We start from the raw sequence: 17363 nt of genomic DNA, 5'->3' as shown, positions 1-17363 counted from the left end.
GCGATTAACTGGAAGTTCGCATTCCGGAGCCCGTGAAAGCGGGGTGAAACGGCCCGCAAACCCCGAAAACACAGAATTAGAACGACACTCTAACGCTCTGTTGAAGTCGGGTGCGGGCCGCGAAGGCCCTGCTCAGCGCCCGTTCGAGCCCGTCCCGAGCCATCCGGCCAGCTTGCCGCCGCGCGCCACCGCCCGCAGCCGGGCCTCCGCCGCGTCCCGTACCGGATCCGTGGCCACCACCAGCAGCTCGTCCCCGCGCCGCAGCACCGTCGACGGCAGCGGTACGAAGCTCTTCGCGTCCCGGACCACCAGCGTCACCGACGCCCCCGGCGGCAGCCGCAGCTCGCTCACCTCGACGCCGTGCATCCGCGAGGCCTCCGGGATGGCGAAGGACAGCAGGTGTCCGCGCAGCTTCTCCAGCGGCGCCGACTCGATCCCCAGATCGGCGGCGCCCGCGTCGGAGTCGCCGAGCTCCAGCTTGCGCGCGAGCCAGGGCAGGGTCGGCCCCTGGACGAGCGTGTAGACGACGACCAGGACGAAGACGATGTTGAAGACGCGGTCGCTGCCCTCGATCCCGGTCACCATCGGGATGGTCGCCAGGATGATGGGCACGGCGCCGCGCAGCCCCGCCCACGACATCAGGGCCTGCTCCTGCCAGGGCAGCCGGAACGGCAGCAGGCTGACGAAGACCTCCAGCGGCCGCGCCACCATGGTCAGCACCAGCCCGATGATCACGGCGGGCCAGAAGTCCTGGGCCAGCTCGTGCGGGGTGACCAGGAGCCCGAGCAGGACGAACATGCCGATCTGGGCGATCCAGCCGAGCCCGTCCGCGAATCCCCGGGTCGCCGGCCAGTGCGGGAGCTTCGCGTTCCCGAGCACCATCGCGGCCAGGTACACGGCGAGGAAGCCGGAGCCGTGCGCCATCGCGCCGGCCGCGTACGCCGTCACCGCGATCGCCATCACGGCGATCGGGTAGAGACCGGAGGCGGGCAGGGCCACGTGCCGCAGACCGTACGCCCCCAGGAAGCCGACCGACAGGCCGATCGCGACGCCGATCGCCAGCTCAAGGGCGATCTTGCCGATCAGGACGTACCACTGGTCCACCGGGCCGACGGTCGCGAAGGCGACGACCAGGATGACGACGGGAGCGTCGTTGAAGCCCGACTCGGCCTCCAGCACACCCGTGACCCGGGAGGGCAGCGGCACCTTGCGCAGGACGGAGAAGACGGCCGCGGCGTCGGTCGAGGAGACGACCGCGCCGATCAGCAGCGCCTGCCGCCAGTCCAGCCCGACCAGGTAGTGCGCGCCCGCGGCCGTGACGCCGACGCTGATCGCGACGCCGACCAGCGACAGCACGATCGCGGCCGGCAGGGCCGGTTTGATCTGTTTCCACTTGGTGCCCAGACCGCCCTCGGCGAGGATCACGACGAGCGCGGCGTAGCCGATGACCTGGGTCAGCTCGGCATTGTCGAAAACGACGTTGCCTATGCCGTCCTGGCCTATCGCTATGCCTATGCCGAGGTAGATGAGCAGGCTGGGGAGGCCGCTGCGTGAAGAGATGCGTACCGCCGCGACGGCGACGAGCAGCACGAGCGAGCAGACCAGCAGGAGCTCATTGAGCGTGTGGACGGTCAGCGGGCGGCCCTTTCCTCAAGTCGCCCGGCGGAACGTTCCTCCAGGCGACAAGTCCGGCAAGATCGGCAGGTACTTCGTTACCTTACCTAATATTTGACGCGCCCTTTACGCGATAACCACATTGTGAAACCCCTGTTCGGCCCTGTCCTCGTCACCTCGACCCCTGGCGGATCAACGGACCCGGTCCTGCGCCTATGGTTGCTCCCAGCACTCCCAGGACCACCCTGCCCCTCTAAGGACAGCGATGCCCGCCAACGAAACCGCTCCTCCCGTCAAGAAGAGGGGACGACGCGCCCGTCTGATCGTGCTCGTGCTGGTCCTGGCGCTCCTCACGGGCTTCGGGTACGGGACGTACTGGAGCATGGACAACGTCCGCGCCTCGTTCCCCCAGGCCACCGGCACCCTCAAGGTCCCCGGCCTGACCGGGACCGTCGAGGTCAAGCGCGACTCCCACGGGATTCCCCAGCTCTACGCCGACAACGACGACGACCTCTTCCGCGCGCAGGGCTTCGTCCACGCCCAGGACCGCTTCTGGGAGATGGACGTCCGCCGCCACATGACCTCCGGCCGGCTCTCCGAGATGTTCGGGCCCGACCAGGTCGAGACCGACGCCTTCCTGCGCACGCTCGGCTGGCGCCAGGTCGCGCAGGCGGAGTACGACACGAAGCTCTCGGCCGAGACGAAGAAGTACCTCCAGGCCTACGCCGACGGGGTCAACGCGTACCTGAAGGGGAAGTCCGGCAAGGACCTCTCCGTCGAGCACTCCACCCTCAAGCTCAGTGACGACTACCAGCCCGAGCAGTGGACGCCGGTGGACTCGGTGGCCTGGCTCAAGGCGATGGCCTGGGACCTGCGCGGCAACATGCAGGACGAGATCGACCGCGCGCTGATGTCCAACAAGCTCACGCAGGCGCAGATCGACGAGCTCTACCCGCCGTACCCCTTCGACCGCAACAAGCCGATCGTGGACGCGGGCAAGATCGACGGCGGGAAGTACGCCCCCCAGGGCGCGGCCGCGGGCTCCACGGGCCCGGGCTCCGGCAAGGGCTCCGGCGCCGCCGCCACCGGCTCGCAGGCCTCGACCGGCGCGCAGGGCTCCACCGCCCCAGCCAACCCCACCGGCCTCGCGGACGACACCACCGCCCAGGGCGCCACCGTGGGCCTGCGCAACTCGTTGACCTCCCTCGCCGCGACCCTGGACAAGGTCCCGGCGATCCTCGGCCCCAACGGCAGCGGCATCGGCTCGAACTCCTGGGTCGTCTCCGGCCAGTACACGACCACCGGCAAGCCGCTGCTCGCGAACGACCCGCACCTGTCCCCGCAGCTGCCCTCGGTCTGGTACCAGATGGGCCTGCACTGCCGCACGGTCTCCAACCAGTGCAAGTACGACGTCGCCGGCTACACCTTCTCCGGCATGCCGGGCGTGATCATCGGCCACAACGCCGACATCGCCTGGGGCATGACCAACCTCGGCGCCGACGTCACCGACCTCTACCTGGAGCAGGTCAAGCCCGAGGGCTACGTCTACGACAACAAGGTGGTCCCCTTCACGACCCGTGAAGAGGTCATCAAGATCGCGGGCGGCAAGAGCAAGAAGATCACCGTCCGCACCACCAACAACGGCCCGCTGATCTCCGACCGCAGCGACGAGCTCGGCACGGTCGGCAGCCGCGCCCCCGTCTCCAGCTCGGCCCCCGACCGCGGCAACGGCTACGCCGTCGCCCTGCGCTGGACCGCCCTGGACCCCGGCAAGTCGATGGACGCGGTCTTCGCCCTCGACCGGGCCAAGGACTTCGCGGGCTTCCGCGCCGCCGCCCGCGACTTCGAGGTGCCGTCGCAGAACCTGATCTACGCCGACAACAAGGGCCCCGCGGGCAACATCGGCTACCAGGCCCCGGGCCGCATCCCGATCCGCGGCGCCGGCGACGGCCGCATGCCGGCCCCGGGCTGGGACTCCAAGTACGCCTGGAAGGGTGGCAAGGACGGCAACGCGGGCTACATCCCGCAGGACGAGATGCCGTACGACTACAACCCGGCGCGCGGCTACATCGTCACCGCGAACCAGGCGGTCGTCGAGAGCGGGACCGGCGCGGGCAAGTACCCGTACGTCCTCACCACCGACTGGGGCTACGGCGCCCGCAGCCAGCGGATCAACGACCTCATCGAGGCGAAGACCAAGGACAACGGCAAGATCTCCACCGACGACATGCGCACCATGCAGATGGACAACAGCAGCGAGATCGCCGCGCTGCTCACCCCGATGCTGGCCAAGATCGAGGTCTCGGACCCCGACGTGCGCTCCGCGCAGAAGCTGCTGGAGGGCTGGAACTACACCCAGGAGCCCGACTCGGCGGCGGCCGCGTACTTCAACGCGGTCTGGCGCAACATCCTCAAGCTGTCCTTCGGCGACAAGATGCCGAAGGAGCTGCGGATCGAGGGCAGCTGCATGAACGTCCAGGAGGAGAGCAGCGGTCCGGTCGACGACCTGGCCAAGACGGTCCGCGAGTGCGGTGCGCGCGACGCCGACTCGGCGCAGCCGGACGGTGGAGACCGCTGGTTCGAGGTGGTCCGCCGCCTGGTCAAGGACGAGAAGTCGGCGTGGTGGCAGACGCCGGCCGCCCGCAACCAGCCGGCGACCGCCACCCGCGACCAGCTGTTCGCGCGGGCCATGAAGGACGCCCGCTGGGAGCTGACCGCCAAGCTCGGCAAGGACCAGTCCACCTGGAGCTGGGGCCGCCTGCACCAGCTGACGCTGAAGAACCAGACCATCGGCACCGGGGGCCCGGGCTTCCTGCAGTGGCTCCTCAACCGCGGCCCGTGGAACCTGGGCGGCGGCGAGGCCACCGTGAACGCGACCGGCTGGAACGCCTCCAGCGGGTACGGGGTCACCTGGGTCCCGTCGATGCGGATGGTCGTGAACCTCAACGACCTGGACAAGTCGCGCTGGATCAACCTGACCGGCGCCTCGGGCCACGCGTACCACGACAACTACACGGACCAGACGACGATGTGGGCCAAGGGCGAGCTGCTGGACTGGCCCTTCGGCAAGGAAGCCGTGGACAAGGCGACGACGGAGACCTTGACGCTCAAGCCGTGAATCTGACCACCCCCGACGGGGTGGCCACCGCCTGAACGGGGTGGTCGTGCGGTTCCTCCGGGACCCGCGCGACCACCTCTTCGTCGTAGAGGAGCACGACCAGCGCGGGATGCGCCCCGGCGCGCGCCAGGCGCGCCAGCACCCGGTCGTACGAGCCCCCGCCGCGCCCCAGGCGCATCCCGCGCCCGTCGACGGCCAGCCCGGGCAGCAGGACGGCGTCGGCGCCGGTGACCGCGTCCGGCCCGAGCCGGGGCCCGGCCGGCTCCAGCAGCCGCATCTTCCCGGGGTGGGCGGCCTCGGCCAGGCTGCCCGGGCCCTCGTACGCGGCCCAGTCGAGGTCGTTGTCGGGCAGCAGGACGGGCAGCAGCACCCGCTTCCCGGCCGCGCGCAGGGCGTCCAGCAGATCGCGTGTGCCGGGTTCGGATCCGACGGAGACGTACGCCGCCACCGTCCGGGCATCGGCCAGCTCGGGCAGTTCACAGGCGGAGCGGGAGAGCGCGCGGGCCGACGTACGCAAGGAATCGGGGGACAGGGCCCGGCGGGCGGCGAGGAGTTCCCGGCGCAGCCGGGCCTTTTCGGACGAGTGGGGCGGGTTCTCTACCACAGCTGACTCTGATTTCCTTTCGAATCGGGGCAATGTCGGATGTATTCACCGGAATCAAACCCGGAGCGGTCTGCGCGACCCACTATCGTTCTGCCCATGAATCAGTTGCACCCTGTGATCAAGAAGGCCGTGATCCCGGCCGCAGGTCTCGGCACCCGCTTCCTTCCGGCGACCAAGGCGACGCCCAAGGAAATGCTCCCGGTCGTGGACAAGCCGGCCATCCAGTACGTGGTCGAGGAGGCCGTGTCGGCCGGCCTGGACGACGTCCTGATGATCACAGGACGTAACAAGCGCGCACTCGAAGACCACTTCGACCGCAACTACGAGCTGGAATCGGCCCTCATCGCCAAGGGCGACGACGACCGGCTCAAGAAGGTCCAGGAGTCCAGCGACCTGGCCACCATGCACTACGTCCGCCAGGGCGACCCGCGCGGCCTCGGCCACGCCGTCCTGTGCGCCGAGCCGCACGTCGGCGACGAGCCCTTCGCCGTCCTCCTCGGCGACGACCTGATCGACCCGCGCGACCCGCTGCTGCGCCAGATGACCGACGTCCACGCCCGCAGCGGCGGCACGGTCATCGCCCTCATGGAGGTCGACCCCGCCAACGTCCACCTGTACGGCTGCGCCGCCATCGAGGCCACGGACGACGAGGACGTCGTCAGGATCACCGGGCTCGTCGAGAAGCCCGACCCGCAGGACGCGCCCAGCAATTACGCGGTCATCGGTCGGTACGTCCTCGACCCCGCGATCTTCGACATACTGCGGGAGACCGAGCCGGGCCGCGGCGGGGAGATCCAGCTCACCGACGGCCTGCAGAAGCTGGCCGCCGACGAGACCGTGGGCGGCCCGGTGCACGGCGTGGTCTTCCGGGGCCGCCGCTACGACACCGGGGACCGCGGGGACTACCTGCGGGCCATCGTCCGCCTCGCGTGCGAGCGTGAGGACCTGGGCCCGGAGTTCCGCACCTGGCTTCACCGTTACGTCACGGAGGAGATGTAGGACCTTGAGCAGCCGCGCACCGCAGGACTCCGGCCACGGCACCCAGCGCCTGTGGTCGGTCGACGAGCACCTCGCGGACGTCCTCGCCGCGATCCGGCCGCTGGAGCCCATCGAGCTCCAGCTGCTCGACGCCCAGGGCTGTGTCCTGGTCGAGGACGTCACCGTGCCCGTCGCCCTCCCGCCCTTCGACAACAGCTCCATGGACGGGTACGCCGTCCGCACGGCCGATGTCCAGGGTGCGAGCGAGGAGTTCCCCGCGGTGCTGACGGTGGTCGGGGACGTGGCGGCGGGCAGCGGTGAGCTGCCCACCGTCGGCCCCGGCCAGGCCGCCCGCATCATGACCGGAGCCCCGCTGCCGCCGGGCGCGGAAGCCGTCGTACCGGTCGAGTGGACCGACGGCGGTACGGGCGGCGGCGCGTCGGCCGGCATGACCCCGGCCAGCGCGGCCCCCGAGGGCGCCGGTGGCGAGGTGCGGGTGCACCGGGCCGCCGAGGCGCGGGCCCACGTCCGCGCGCGCGGCAGCGACGTCCAGGCCGGGGACCTCGCGCTGGCCGCGGGCACGGTGCTCGGGCCGCCGCAGATCGCGCTGCTCGCCGCCATCGGGCGGGGCACCGTACGGGTGCGGCCGCGCCCGCGCGTGGTCGTGCTGTCCACCGGCAGCGAGCTGGTCCAGCCGGGCGAGTCGCTGGCCGCGGGGACGATCTACGACTCGAACAGCTTCGCGCTGGCCGCGGCCGCGCGCGACGCCGGGGCGATCTCCTACCGGGTCGGGGCCGTGGCCGACGACGCCGAGACCCTGCGCTCCACCATCGAGGACCAGCTGATCCGCGCGGACCTGCTGGTCACCACGGGCGGCGTGAGCGTCGGCGCGTACGACGTGGTCAAGGAGGCGCTGTCCTCGGTGGGCAGTACGGACGAGGAGGCCGACGGCGGGCGGATGGACTTCCGCAAGCTCGCGATGCAGCCCGGCAAGCCGCAGGGCTTCGGCACGATCGGCCCGGACCACACCCCTCTGCTGGCCCTGCCCGGCAACCCGGTGTCCTCCTACGTCTCCTTCGAACTGTTCGTGCGTCCCGCGATCCGCGCGCTGATGGGCCTGGCGGACGTCAGCCGGCCCAGCGTGCGGGCCGCCCTGAAGGCCGACAAGGCGCTGGGCTCCCCGGCCGGCCGCCGCCAGTTCCTGCGCGGCAAGTACGACGCGGAGAGCGGCACGGTCAGCCCGGTCGGCGGATCGGGCTCCCACCTGATCGCGGCACTGGCCCACGCCGACTCCCTGATGGTCGTACCGGAGGACGTCACCTCGGTGGAGCCGGGGGCCGAGCTCGAAGTGGTCCTGCTCGGCTGAAGTACGGCCGGTGCGGGTAGCGTGTTGCACCACACAGGCCCTTGCGGGGCCCGGAGCGGGAGCGGCACGAACCTATGAGCACGCACAGCAGGCTGACGCACATCGACGAGGCCGGCGCGGCCCGGATGGTGGACGTCTCGGAGAAGGACGTCACGACGCGGACGGCACGGGCCAGCGGGCGCGTGCTCGTCTCCGCGCGGGTGATCGAGCTGCTGCGCGGCGAGGGCGTGCCCAAGGGTGACGCCCTCGCCACCGCGCGGATCGCCGGGATCATGGGCGCGAAGAAGACCCCCGACCTGATCCCGCTCTGCCACCCGCTCGCCGTGTCCGGCGTGAAGGTGGACCTGTCGGTCGCCGACGACGCCGTAGAGATCCTCGCCACCGTCAGGACGACCGACCGTACGGGCGTCGAGATGGAGGCGCTGACGGCCGTCGCGGTCGCCGGGCTCACCGTGATCGACATGGTGAAGGCCGTCGACAAGGGCGCCGTCATCACGGATGTCCGGGTGGAGGAGAAGACCGGCGGGAAGTCCGGCGACTGGACGCGCGCGTGAACGCCCCGCGCGGCGGCGACGCCTTCAGCCACGTGCCCGTACCGGCCGGCGGGAGCGGGGCGGTCGCGGCCGCGGAGCCGGATGCGGCGGGCGAGGTGCGCGAGCCCGAGCGCGCCCTGCGCGGGCTCGTGGTCACCGCCTCGAACCGCGCCTCGGCGGGCGTGTACGCCGACCGGGGCGGGCCGTTGCTGGCCGAGGGGCTGGAGAAGCTCGGCTTCACGGTGGACGGCCCTCGGGTCGTCCCCGACGGGGATCCGGTCGAGCGGGCGCTGCGCGAGGGCGTGGCCGCCGGGTACGACGTCATCCTGACCACCGGCGGTACCGGCATCTCGCCGACCGACCGCACCCCGGACGCCACGGCGCGGGTGCTGGACTACGAGATCCCGGGCATCCCGCAGGCCATCCGCGCCGAGGGCCTGGCGAAGGTGCCGACCGCGGCCCTGTCCCGGGGGCTGGCGGGCGTGGCCGGGCGCACCCTGATCGTGAACCTGCCGGGCTCGACGGGCGGGGTGCGCGACGGCCTGGCCGTCCTGGCCCGGATCCTGCCGCACGCCGTGGACCAGATCCGGGGCGGCGACCACCCCAGACCGGCGGAGCCTTACGGGAGCGCGAGCTGAACGGACCCTCCTGGCCGGTGGTGCTCACCGACGGCGACGTCACGCTCCGGCCGATAAAACTGCGGGACCAAAGCGCCTGGCGCGAGGTCAACCGGCGCAACCGCGACTGGCTCCGCCCGTGGGAGGCGACGATTCCGCCGCCCGCGCCCTGGGGGCCGGTGATCCACCGGCCGACGTACCGGCAGATGGTCCGCCATCTGCGGGCCGAGGCGAACGCGGGGCGGATGCTGCCGTTCGTCATCGAGTACCAGGGGCGCCTGGTCGGCCAGCTGACGGTCGCCGGGATCACCTGGGGCTCGATGTGCGCGGGCCACGTCGGCTACTGGGTCGACCACGAGGTGGCGGGCCGGGGCGTGATGCCGACGGCGGTCGCGCTCGCCGTGGACCACTGCTTCACGAAGGTCGGGCTGCACCGGATCGAGGTGTGCATCCGACCGGAGAACGGGCCGAGCCGGCGGGTCGTGGAGAAGCTGGGCTTCCGTGAGGAGGGGCTGCGGCCGCGCTACCTCCACATCGACGGCGCGTGGCGCGACCACCTCGTGTACGCGCTGACGGCGGAGGAGGTCCCGGAGGGACTGCTGCGCCGATGGCACCGGGCTCGCGCATAAACGAATAACTGTTCGAATTACCGGAGGGCGGAACCGATTCGCCCATAACCTGATCCGAAGAATCACAAAAAAAGTCCGTGATATCAGCCGGTTTCGCGCGACACACCGGCCCAATTGGCGGATCCGCCCGGCCGCGCCCCTCTACGGTATGAGGTGTGAGCAGCAGCGGCCTCATCTACGCAGTCATTGTCGGGGCCTGGGCCGCCTACTTGGTGCCCATGTGGCTCCGGAGGCAGGACGAGCTGAACGAAGCCCGTCCGACGGAACGCTTCTCCACTGCCATTCGGCTGCTTTCCGGCCGGGCGGGAATGGAGCGCCGTTACGCCAAGGGGCTGCGTGAACGCGGCGACCAAGAGGCCGGTCCCCAGCACCGCGCGGACCCGGACGCCGCGACGGAAACGGTGAATTCCGTGGACGCCGACGCCCGGGCCGTCGTCGTACCCCCGACCAGGGCGGAACCGAGGTCGGCCGTGGCGGAGCGGCACCGGCGCGAGCAGCGCCTCCAGGTGCTCGCGCGCCGCCGGCGCACCACCGCGCTCCTCTTCCTGATCTTCACGCTCGGCGCGATCGTCGCCGCGGTCGGCGGCCTTGGCTACCTCTGGGCGCCCGCCGTGCCCGCCCTGCTGCTGAGCACGTACATCGTGCACCTGCGGGTCCAGGAGCGGCGCCGCTACGAGTTCACGATGGACCGGCGGCGCGCCGAGGCCGCCGCCCGGCAGCTGCGCGAGAACCGCCCGCGCCGCCGCGAGCCGGAGGCGACCGCGGGATCCGAACCGGACCCCGCGCCACCGGTCTCCCCGCAGGAGGCCGGACGGCGCGCGCTGGTCGAGCAGACCGACCACGCCGAGTGGGTGGACCAGCAGCGCGAGCGCGAACGCGGCCCCGCCCGCGGTGACAGCTGGGAGCCGGTCCCGGTCCCGCTGCCGACGTACGTGACGGCCCCGGTCGCCCCGCGCGCCACCGGCCCGGTGACCCCGGACGCCTGGAGCGCGACCCGCTCCAGCACGGCCGAGCCGACGGACCCCCGGCTGCGGGCCCAGCCCTCGCCGGCCGCGAAGCCCGAGGCGAAGCCGGACCAGAAGCCGCACCCCAACGCCCGCCCGCGCGGCCAGGGCCGCGGCCGCACGCCACTGTTCGACCAGTACGAGAGCGACGACCGCCCCCGCGCCGCGAACGAGTGACCGGACCTGCGCGGACGCTCCCCGCTATCGGTTTTGGAGCACCAGCGCGGGGATGCTAATGTTTCACACGTCGCAAGGGCCTGTGGCGCAGTCTGGTAGCGCACCTCGTTCGCATCGAGGGGGTCTGGGGTTCAAATCCCCACAGGTCCACAAACGACAGTTTTCGAGTAGCTCTCGGAAACGTCCCGAGATCCCGTCCGGTCGAAAGACCGGGCGGGATCTCGGCGTTTGCGGGGCGTTTGCGGGGAGTGCCTCGGGCAGGGCCCGAACGGGCCCTGCCCGGCAGCCGGTTGATCAGCCGGTGGCCCGGTCCAGCAGGGGGGCCGCCCAGGCCGGGAGGGCGGACGGCGACGGGCGGGCCGGGCGCGGGTCCGTCGTGATGCCGATGCCGCCCGCCGGATCGCCGTACGCGAAGCTCGCCGACCACCACAGCCAGGAGCGGACGAACAGGTTGGCGCTCCACGCCAGGGCGAGGGCGCCGCGCTGGGCCGGGGTCTCGTACCAGTAGCTGGTGAGCACCACGGCGCGGGAGACCGCCTCGTCCGTGTCTGCCGGGCGGGAATCGGCGCAGAGCCCGGCCGCCAGTACGGACGCGGTGAACCGGTTGTCCGTGAGCAGCCCGCCGGCGTCGCGGACGACCGCGTCCACGAGGTCCGGCGGGAGGGCCAGGGCGTACCGCTCCAGCCGGGCCGGCAGTTCGGACAGCGCCGGATCGCCGGCCGTCTCCGGCCCCGGGACCACCCGCAGGTCGCTCAGCAGCCGGGCGTCCGCCGCCCCGGAGGCCAGCGCGTGCACGTAGGCGAGTGCGCGCAGGGTCTGCCAGCGGCACAAGGTGTCCAGCTGGGCGATCCGCGAGGCGCGGAAGGCCAGCCGCACCGGCCAGTCGGCCGCCCGGACCTCCTGCCCGAGCGCCCGCAGGTCCGCGGGCACCGGGGCGGGGAAGACCAGGCTCTGGCCGGGGTCGTAGGACGGCTTCGAGCGGTAGCCCGGCCACTGTTGCGCCCCGGTGGGGCCTTCGCTACTCATTGACTTCATCCGGTTTCGGGGTTCGCCACTTCGCCGCATCCTTGCCGTCTCGCGGAGTGATGTAGTTCGAGATGTCCTTCTCCTCGATGTGGTAGGCGTGGATCATATGGTCCTGGCGGATGATCACCACCGGGTTGCCGTCTCCGTCCCTGAGGCCGCGGTCGATGATGATCCGGGCCCCCGACGCATCGTCCACGTAGCTGGCCGGCGCGCGCAGCTGGCCCTTCAGGTACTTCTCCAGCTTCGCCTCGTCACCCCCGATGCCCGACAGGTAGTGGTTCTCCTTGCCGCTCTCCGCCTCGTTGAGCTGGTGGTCGACGCCCTGCGCCGTCCGGGTGCTGTCCGAGTACGGAGCCAGCCCGAACGGGTCGCACCACTGGTGCGGGTTCGAGACGTACGCCGACGGGTTCTGCGCCGGCGCGAGGCCCAGCGGGTCGGGGCTCAGGTAGCGGGCGGTCTCGGGGTCGTACGTACGGAAGTAGTTGTAGTGCAGACCCGATTCGGGGTCGAAGTACTGGCCGGGGAAACGCAGCGGGGTGTAGGCGGTGGCGTCCCGGCTCCAGGCCGTGGACCCCCACAGGGTCGACCGGCTGCGCCAGGCCAGCCCGCCCCGCTCGTCGACGAGTTCGGTGGGCGCGCCCACCAGGTCGGTGACGATGGCGTAGAACCGTTCGTCCACCACCTCCTGGGCCGCCGTCAGGATCCGTTCCGTCTGCGCCAGCGGCTGCAGGCCCCGGTGGTCCCAGGTCACGGCGACCTCGTGGGCGCCGTCCGCCGTGGTGGTGGCCTGCTCGCACAGTACGTTTCCGTCCCAGGTGAAGACCGTGCGCTCGGCCACCCCCAGGCCGTCGGCCGTCATCCGCTCCTTCGCCGTGCGCCGGCCCAGCGCGTCGTAGGTGTACCGCCAGTGCGTGCCGTCCGGGGTGGTCACGGCCGTGATGCGGTCGTCGGCGTCCCACTCGTACCGCCAGGTGTCGGGCTTGCGCGAGAGCCGGGCCTTCCGGCGCAGCACGACCCGGCCCAGGGCGTCGTACTCGTGGCGGACCCGGCCCGCGGTGATCAGCCGGGTGCCCTCGTAGGAGCGGGGGCCGGTGGCGTCCTGGCCGCCGGGGTGGGAGCCGGGCCAGGAGGCGGAGGACTGGTTGCCCGCCTCGTCGTAGGCGTAGCGCTCGGTCCAGTTCTCCGCCCGCACCGCCGTCACCCGGCCGCGCGGGTCGAGGCCGAAGGTGCGCGGACCGGCCAGCAGGTCGTCGATCGCGGTCAGGACCCCGTCGGCCCGGTAGGTGTACCCGCGGCGCTGGAGGACGCCGCGGCCGGCGCCGGTGAGCAGCTGGTCCGTCAGCCGGCCCGCCCCGTCCCAGGCGTTGCTCAGGGTGACCACGTCGCCGTAGGTACGGGTGAGCTCGCGGCCCGCAGCGTCGTGGGTGAAGCCGATCCGCCGCCCCGCGGTGGTCAGGGCGCCCGGGCGGCCCGTGCCGTCGTACGACCAGGTGGCGGTGGCCCCCGTCGGTGTGGTCCGGCCGGTGCGGCGGCCCGCGGCGTCGTACGCGTAGGTGAGCCTGCGGCCGTCGACCGTCTCCTCCAGCAGCCGGCCCGTCCGGTCGCGCAGCCGGGTCAGTACGGAGTCCCCGCGCACCGCGACCGCGAGCTGGTCGAAGACGTCGTACTCGTACGTCGTCACCTCGCCGGCGGCGTCCTTGCGGACGGCCTGGCCCAGCGCGTTGCGCTCGTACGCGATCGTCTGCCCGAGCCCGTCGCTGCGGCCGGTGAGCCGGCCGGCGGCGTCGTACGCGTAACCGAGCGCGCGGCCGTCGAAGTCCGTCTCCGCGACGAGCCGCCCCGCCGCGTCGTACGCGTATTCCCAGGTCAGACCCTGCGGGTTGCGTACTCCCGTGAGCCGCAGCCCGGCATCGTACGTGTACTCGTGGCGCGTGCCGTCGGCGTCGGTACGGGCGGTGAGAACGTCGAAGTGGCTGTACTCGAAGCGCACCGGCCCGCCGCCCTGACCGTCCGTACGGGTCAGGCAGTTGCCCTCGCCGTCGTAGGTCCAGGAACGGTGGCCGCCGTCCGGGGTGCTGCGGTGCAGCGGCTTCCCCTCCACCGACCACCGCATGCGCGTGACCGCACCGAGCGGGTCGGTGACCGCGGTCGTACGTCCGAAGGCGTCGCGCTCGTACGCCGTCGTGCCGCCCTGCCGGTCGGTGACCGCGACGGGCAGCCCGGCCCGGTCGGTGCGGACCCGGGTCACCGCGCCCAGCGCGTCGGTGACCGCGCTGACGTGGCCGCGCTCGTCGTACGCGATGCGGGTGACGGACCCGTCGGCCCGGGTGACCGACGTGCGGTTGCCGCGCTCGTCGAAGGTCTGGCGGGTCACGGTGCCGTCCGGGGCGATCACCTTCACCGGGCGGCCCAGCGCGTTGTACTGCGCTCGCGCCTCCCGGCCGTCCGGGCGGACGACCGAGACGAGCAGGCCCCGGTCGTCGTACGTACTGTGCGTGGTGAGGCCGAGCGGGTCGGTGCTCGATGTCTGCCGGCCCCGGCTGTCGTAGGTGTAGCGGGTGACCGCGCCGAGCGGGTCGGTCTCGGCGAGGACGCGGCAGCGCTCGTCGAACAGGTAGCGGCGGGTGTGACCGTCGGCGGTGGTCATGCGCGTCACCCGCAGGCCGGTCGTCGCGTCCACCTCGTCGTAGCCGAAGGTGAGGGCGAAGTGGCCCGCCTCGCCGGCCTCCGCGACACAGCGGTCCAGGTCGTCGTACGCGTACTCGTAACGGCTGCCGTTGGTGTCGGTCCAGGAGGTGATGCGGGCACGGTCGTCGTAGGTCAGGCGCAGCGGCAGGCCGGAGGAGTTGGTGATCGCGGTCAGGTGGCCGTCGGTGTAGCCGTACGCGAGGATGCGCGGGCCGCCGCCCAGGTGCAGGGCGGTGATCCGCCCGCCGGCGGTCTCGAAGCGCAGGTGGTGGCCGCCGGAGTGGGCGATGCCCAGGGGGGTGCCGCGGGCGTCGTACTCGAAGGCGATCAGGTTGCCGTTGCGGTCCTCCAGCTGGGAGATCGGCGCGATGCCGTTCTCGGTGCCGTCCACCGGCGGGCCGAAGCGGCGGGTGTGGCCCGTTGCCGGGTCGGTCAGCGTCCAGTCCCCGTCCGGGGTCCGCTCCAGCGGGTGGTGCGGCGCCGACGCGGACAAGGGCAGGACCGGGAGGCCGGGCGCCGGGTGCGGGTAGCCGACGACGAGGCCGTCCTCGGTCACCAGGACGACGCCCTCCGCATCGATCTCCAGGTGCTGGTCGACCGTGGACGACCAGGCCGGCCCGAACCACCGGCCCGCCGTGTAGCCGGATTCCGCGCGGCGGGTGAAGACCAGGGGAAGGGTGCCGGGCAGGACCACGTCCGTCTGCGGCAGGAACATCCGGCCGGTGGCGAGGTCGACGGGGTCGGTGTACTTGCTGGGCTTCTCCAGGTCGGGGCGCTCGCCCGGGTGCGGGCCGTGCTCGCCCAGGCCGGTGCGGCCCGGGCCCTTCTTGACGTCGTCGAGGTGTTCGAGGTCCCTGACGCCCTTCGCGCCCGCGCCGAGCTCGCCCAGGCCCTTGTCGGCCAGGAGCTGAGGGATCAGCTTGCCGATGCCCTCGGAGGGGTCCTTCATGAACTCGTCGAGCATCTGCTTGCCCGCGCCCCACGGATCGTTGACGGCGGTGACCAGACCCGCGGCCGTGGAGTTCAGGCTGGTCAGGTACTCGGCGGGGTGGGCGATGTTGTAGATGTCGTACGGGTTCAGCGCGCGGGCGAAGTCGACCATGTCGGCCGTGCCCTTGACGACACCGCCCGCGAGGTGGGTCCGGGCGAGGTCCAGATAGTCCAGGCCGTCACCGAGCTGCTTGGCGTACGAGGGCTTCGGCGGAGCCGCGTCGCGCGCCGCGCGCACCGCCGTACTGGTCGTCTGCGCGACCTCGTTGCGCTGCTTGCGCGCGCTGTCGAGCTTGTCCTGGGCGGCCGTGGCCATGGCCTTGCCGGGGTCCTGGAAGTCCCCGGTCGGCTTCGGCGGCAGCGGGTCCTTCTTCGCCTTGACGGCGTCCTTGTAGCTCTCGATCCGGTCGTTGTGCGCGTTGCGGGCGTCGGTGGAGGCCTTCTTGGCCTTCTCGTAGTCCTCCAGGGCCTCCTTGGCCTGGCCCTGTGCCCATTCCACCGTGTCCGCGAAGCGACTCATCGCGTCCGCGGCCTTCCCGAAGGCCTCCGCGGCCTTGAACCACCGCGGCGGCTCCTTGGCCACCTTCTCCCGGAAGGTGTCCGCGGTCTTGCCCTTGAGACCGTCGGGCTCCGCCATGCCCTTGAGACCGTTGCCGACCAGCGTGAACGAGCGCTCGAAGTCGCTCAGGTGCGAGACCTGCGCCCGGATCTTGGACACACTGCCGTAGACCAGCTTCTTCGGGTCGTCGGTCTGGCCGAGCTCCAGCTCGGAGACGTCCGCTCCCAGTTGGTTGGCGGCCGAGCGGCTCTTGTCGCGGATCCAGTCGCCCGCTTCGTCCAGGCCCGCCTTGTCGGCGAGCCCGGCCAGCTTGTCGCCGGTCCACTCGATCGCGTCGCCGACGTCCTCGGCGCGGTCCTCGACCCAGTCCTCGACCGGATCGGGTATGAAGTCGCCGATTCCCATCAGCCATCGCCCCGCTTGCCGTCGGCCTGGTCCAGCAGGTCCTTCAGCGAACCGATCTTCCCGGTGGAGGTCACGGTGTCCTTCGTGTCCGACCAGGTCTTCTTGATGTCCTCGGCGCCCTTCTCGAACGACTCCGCGCTGTAGTCGGGCTTGTAGACGTCCGCCGAGAAGATGTCGCCCCAGCCCTTCTTCGCTATCTCCTCGTCGGTGGCGTGCGGGTTGCCGTAGGCGGCGTTGACGGCGACCTTGAAGGCGCCCTGGACGTACTGGTCCTCCTCCCACACCGTGCCGGCCGCGATACCGAGGGACTGCGCGAGGGTGCTGGCGTTCTGCACGAGGCTCCGCACGCCCCACTCCCAGCGCTCGCAGAAGTCCTCGAAGTCCTTGGACAGGCCCATGTGACCCGCCTCCATCCCCGTCATGGCCAGGTCGCTGAAACCCGCGCCCTGCGAGGCGCCCGCGGCGTCCGACGATTCGCGCAGCTCCGAGATCGCCGAGCGCAGGCCGTCCTGTACCGCCTTGACCGCGTCGGGGGAGACTTCGAGGTCGCCGTCGCCCGCCATCAGGCGGCGCCCTTGCGGTCGATGTCCACGGCGTAGGCGTCGGGGACGATGCCCGACACCGGCGGGAAGAACATCGAGCCGTCCTCGTCGGCCACGTTGACGGCCACGCCCGCCGGTCCGTCGACCATCGGAACCACGGCGTCGGTGAGACGGGCACCGAGGATCGAGAGGTATTCCCACGGGCGGTCCGCGTCGGCGCGCGCCACCGCGAACCGGGCCAGGGCATCCTCGTCCGTGAAGGCGTAGAACCAGCGGATGCCGCCCGTGACGGCCGACATCAGGCCGCCGTGGGACCCGTCGTCGCCCACCGCGAGCGGGACGAACAGGGCGGCACGGCGGAACTCGCCCACCAGACGCGCCGGGTCGCCCCCACCCCCACGAATCGCGGCGATCTCTGCGGTCAGCTCCACGACGCACAACCCCCTTCGCGAGATCGGATCTCGCAGAAGGACACGTCCGCCGCCCCCCGACCGGTTCCTCGCACGGGGCGGG

General features: G+C 71.8%; 13 protein-coding genes and 1 tRNA gene. 8 read left to right on the top strand and 6 right to left on the bottom strand.

The features are described 5' to 3' along the window. Nucleotides 1-132: 132 nt before the first annotated feature. Complete coding sequence (locus tag ACIQU4_RS12905) at nt 133-1590, bottom strand: potassium/proton antiporter (protein WP_403728771.1); 1458 nt, start codon at nt 1588-1590, stop codon at nt 133-135. A 289-nt stretch (nt 1591-1879) separates the two neighbouring features. On the opposite strand from ACIQU4_RS12905, the gene ACIQU4_RS12900 reads away from it, so the two are divergent. Continuing rightward, entirely contained in the window at nt 1880-4732 is a 2853-nt protein-coding gene (locus tag ACIQU4_RS12900; RefSeq protein WP_403728770.1) for a penicillin acylase family protein, read from the top strand. Here ACIQU4_RS12900 and ACIQU4_RS12895 read toward each other — a convergent pair. Further along, nucleotides 4722-5336, bottom strand: a complete 615-nt coding sequence (locus ACIQU4_RS12895) for a 5-formyltetrahydrofolate cyclo-ligase (RefSeq protein ID WP_385589403.1) — start codon at nt 5334-5336, stop codon at nt 4722-4724. The genes ACIQU4_RS12900 and ACIQU4_RS12895 overlap by 11 nt on opposite strands. A 96-nt stretch (nt 5337-5432) precedes the next feature. Between ACIQU4_RS12895 and galU the strand changes: the two genes are divergently transcribed. The 7 genes from galU (at nt 5433) to ACIQU4_RS12860 (ending at nt 10790) form a co-directional block, all read left to right on the top strand. Beyond that, the gene (gene galU, locus ACIQU4_RS12890) at nt 5433-6335 is read left to right on the top strand and encodes a UTP--glucose-1-phosphate uridylyltransferase GalU (RefSeq protein WP_403728768.1); all 903 of its coding nucleotides are present in this window, start codon (nt 5433-5435) and stop codon (nt 6333-6335) included. A gap of 4 nt (nt 6336-6339) precedes the next feature. Then, nucleotides 6340-7680: a gephyrin-like molybdotransferase Glp gene (gene glp, locus ACIQU4_RS12885; RefSeq protein ID WP_403728766.1), complete on the top strand. Its 1341-nt coding sequence runs from the start codon at nt 6340-6342 to the stop codon at nt 7678-7680. Between the two features lie 74 nt (nt 7681-7754). Beyond that, nucleotides 7755-8234, top strand: a complete 480-nt coding sequence (gene moaC, locus ACIQU4_RS12880; protein ID WP_403728764.1) for a cyclic pyranopterin monophosphate synthase MoaC — start codon at nt 7755-7757, stop codon at nt 8232-8234. A 95-nt stretch (nt 8235-8329) separates the two neighbouring features. Further along, nucleotides 8330-8851: a molybdenum cofactor biosynthesis protein B gene (locus tag ACIQU4_RS12875; RefSeq protein WP_403729594.1), complete on the top strand. Its 522-nt coding sequence runs from the start codon at nt 8330-8332 to the stop codon at nt 8849-8851. A 17-nt stretch (nt 8852-8868) separates the two neighbouring features. Further along, nucleotides 8869-9459: a GNAT family N-acetyltransferase gene (locus ACIQU4_RS12870; RefSeq protein WP_385589397.1), complete on the top strand. Its 591-nt coding sequence runs from the start codon at nt 8869-8871 to the stop codon at nt 9457-9459. Nucleotides 9460-9614: 155 nt separating this feature from the next. After that, nucleotides 9615-10640, top strand: coding sequence for a hypothetical protein (locus tag ACIQU4_RS12865; RefSeq protein WP_403728763.1), 1026 nt, complete (start codon nt 9615-9617; stop codon nt 10638-10640). A 76-nt stretch (nt 10641-10716) separates the two neighbouring features. Further along, nucleotides 10717-10790: transfer RNA gene (locus ACIQU4_RS12860), tRNA-Ala, on the top strand. A gap of 144 nt (nt 10791-10934) precedes the next feature. Here the strand turns inward: ACIQU4_RS12860 and ACIQU4_RS12855 are convergent. From ACIQU4_RS12855 to ACIQU4_RS12840, 4 genes are read right to left on the bottom strand one after another with little or no spacing between them, the layout of a single operon-like run. After that, nucleotides 10935-11666, bottom strand: coding sequence for a hypothetical protein (locus ACIQU4_RS12855; RefSeq protein ID WP_403728762.1), 732 nt, complete (start codon nt 11664-11666; stop codon nt 10935-10937). Beyond that, on the bottom strand, nt 11659-16308 hold the full coding sequence (locus ACIQU4_RS12850) for a putative T7SS-secreted protein (protein WP_403728761.1): 4650 nt from the start codon (nt 16306-16308) through the stop codon (nt 11659-11661). Before ACIQU4_RS12850 ends, ACIQU4_RS12855 begins: the two co-directional genes overlap by 8 nt. After that, nucleotides 16308-16871 carry a hypothetical protein gene (locus ACIQU4_RS12845; RefSeq protein ID WP_403728759.1) on the bottom strand — a complete coding sequence of 188 codons (564 nt, stop codon included), beginning with the start codon at nt 16869-16871 and terminating at the stop codon, nt 16308-16310. Before ACIQU4_RS12845 ends, ACIQU4_RS12850 begins: the two co-directional genes overlap by 1 nt. After that, entirely contained in the window at nt 16871-17281 is a 411-nt protein-coding gene (locus ACIQU4_RS12840) for an SseB family protein (protein WP_403728757.1), read from the bottom strand. The genes ACIQU4_RS12845 and ACIQU4_RS12840 overlap by 1 nt, the downstream gene beginning before the upstream one ends. Nucleotides 17282-17363: the final 82 nt, after the last annotated feature.

Source organism: Streptomyces sp. NPDC090741 (genome assembly GCF_044769045.1).
In the GTDB taxonomy this organism is placed as follows: Bacteria; Actinomycetota; Actinomycetes; order Streptomycetales; family Streptomycetaceae; genus Streptomyces.
Note: the sequence above shows the minus strand (reverse complement) of the source record. Positions and strands in the feature narration are given on the sequence as shown.

Bases quoted from the DNA above. Each gene is read 5' to 3' on its own strand.
- ACIQU4_RS12900 (WP_403728770.1), top strand. From the start codon at position 1,880: ATGCCCGCCAACGAAACCGCTCCTCCCGTCAAGAAGAGGGGACGACGC.
- galU (WP_403728768.1), top strand. From the start codon at position 5,433: ATGAATCAGTTGCACCCTGTGATCAAGAAGGCCGTGATCCCGGCCGCA.
- ACIQU4_RS12845 (WP_403728759.1), bottom strand. From the start codon at position 16,871: ATGGCGGGCGACGGCGACCTCGAAGTCTCCCCCGACGCGGTCAAGGCG.
- moaC (WP_403728764.1), top strand. From the start codon at position 7,755: ATGAGCACGCACAGCAGGCTGACGCACATCGACGAGGCCGGCGCGGCC.
- ACIQU4_RS12855 (WP_403728762.1), bottom strand. From the start codon at position 11,666: ATGAGTAGCGAAGGCCCCACCGGGGCGCAACAGTGGCCGGGCTACCGC.
- ACIQU4_RS12850 (WP_403728761.1), bottom strand. From the start codon at position 16,308: ATGGGAATCGGCGACTTCATACCCGATCCGGTCGAGGACTGGGTCGAG.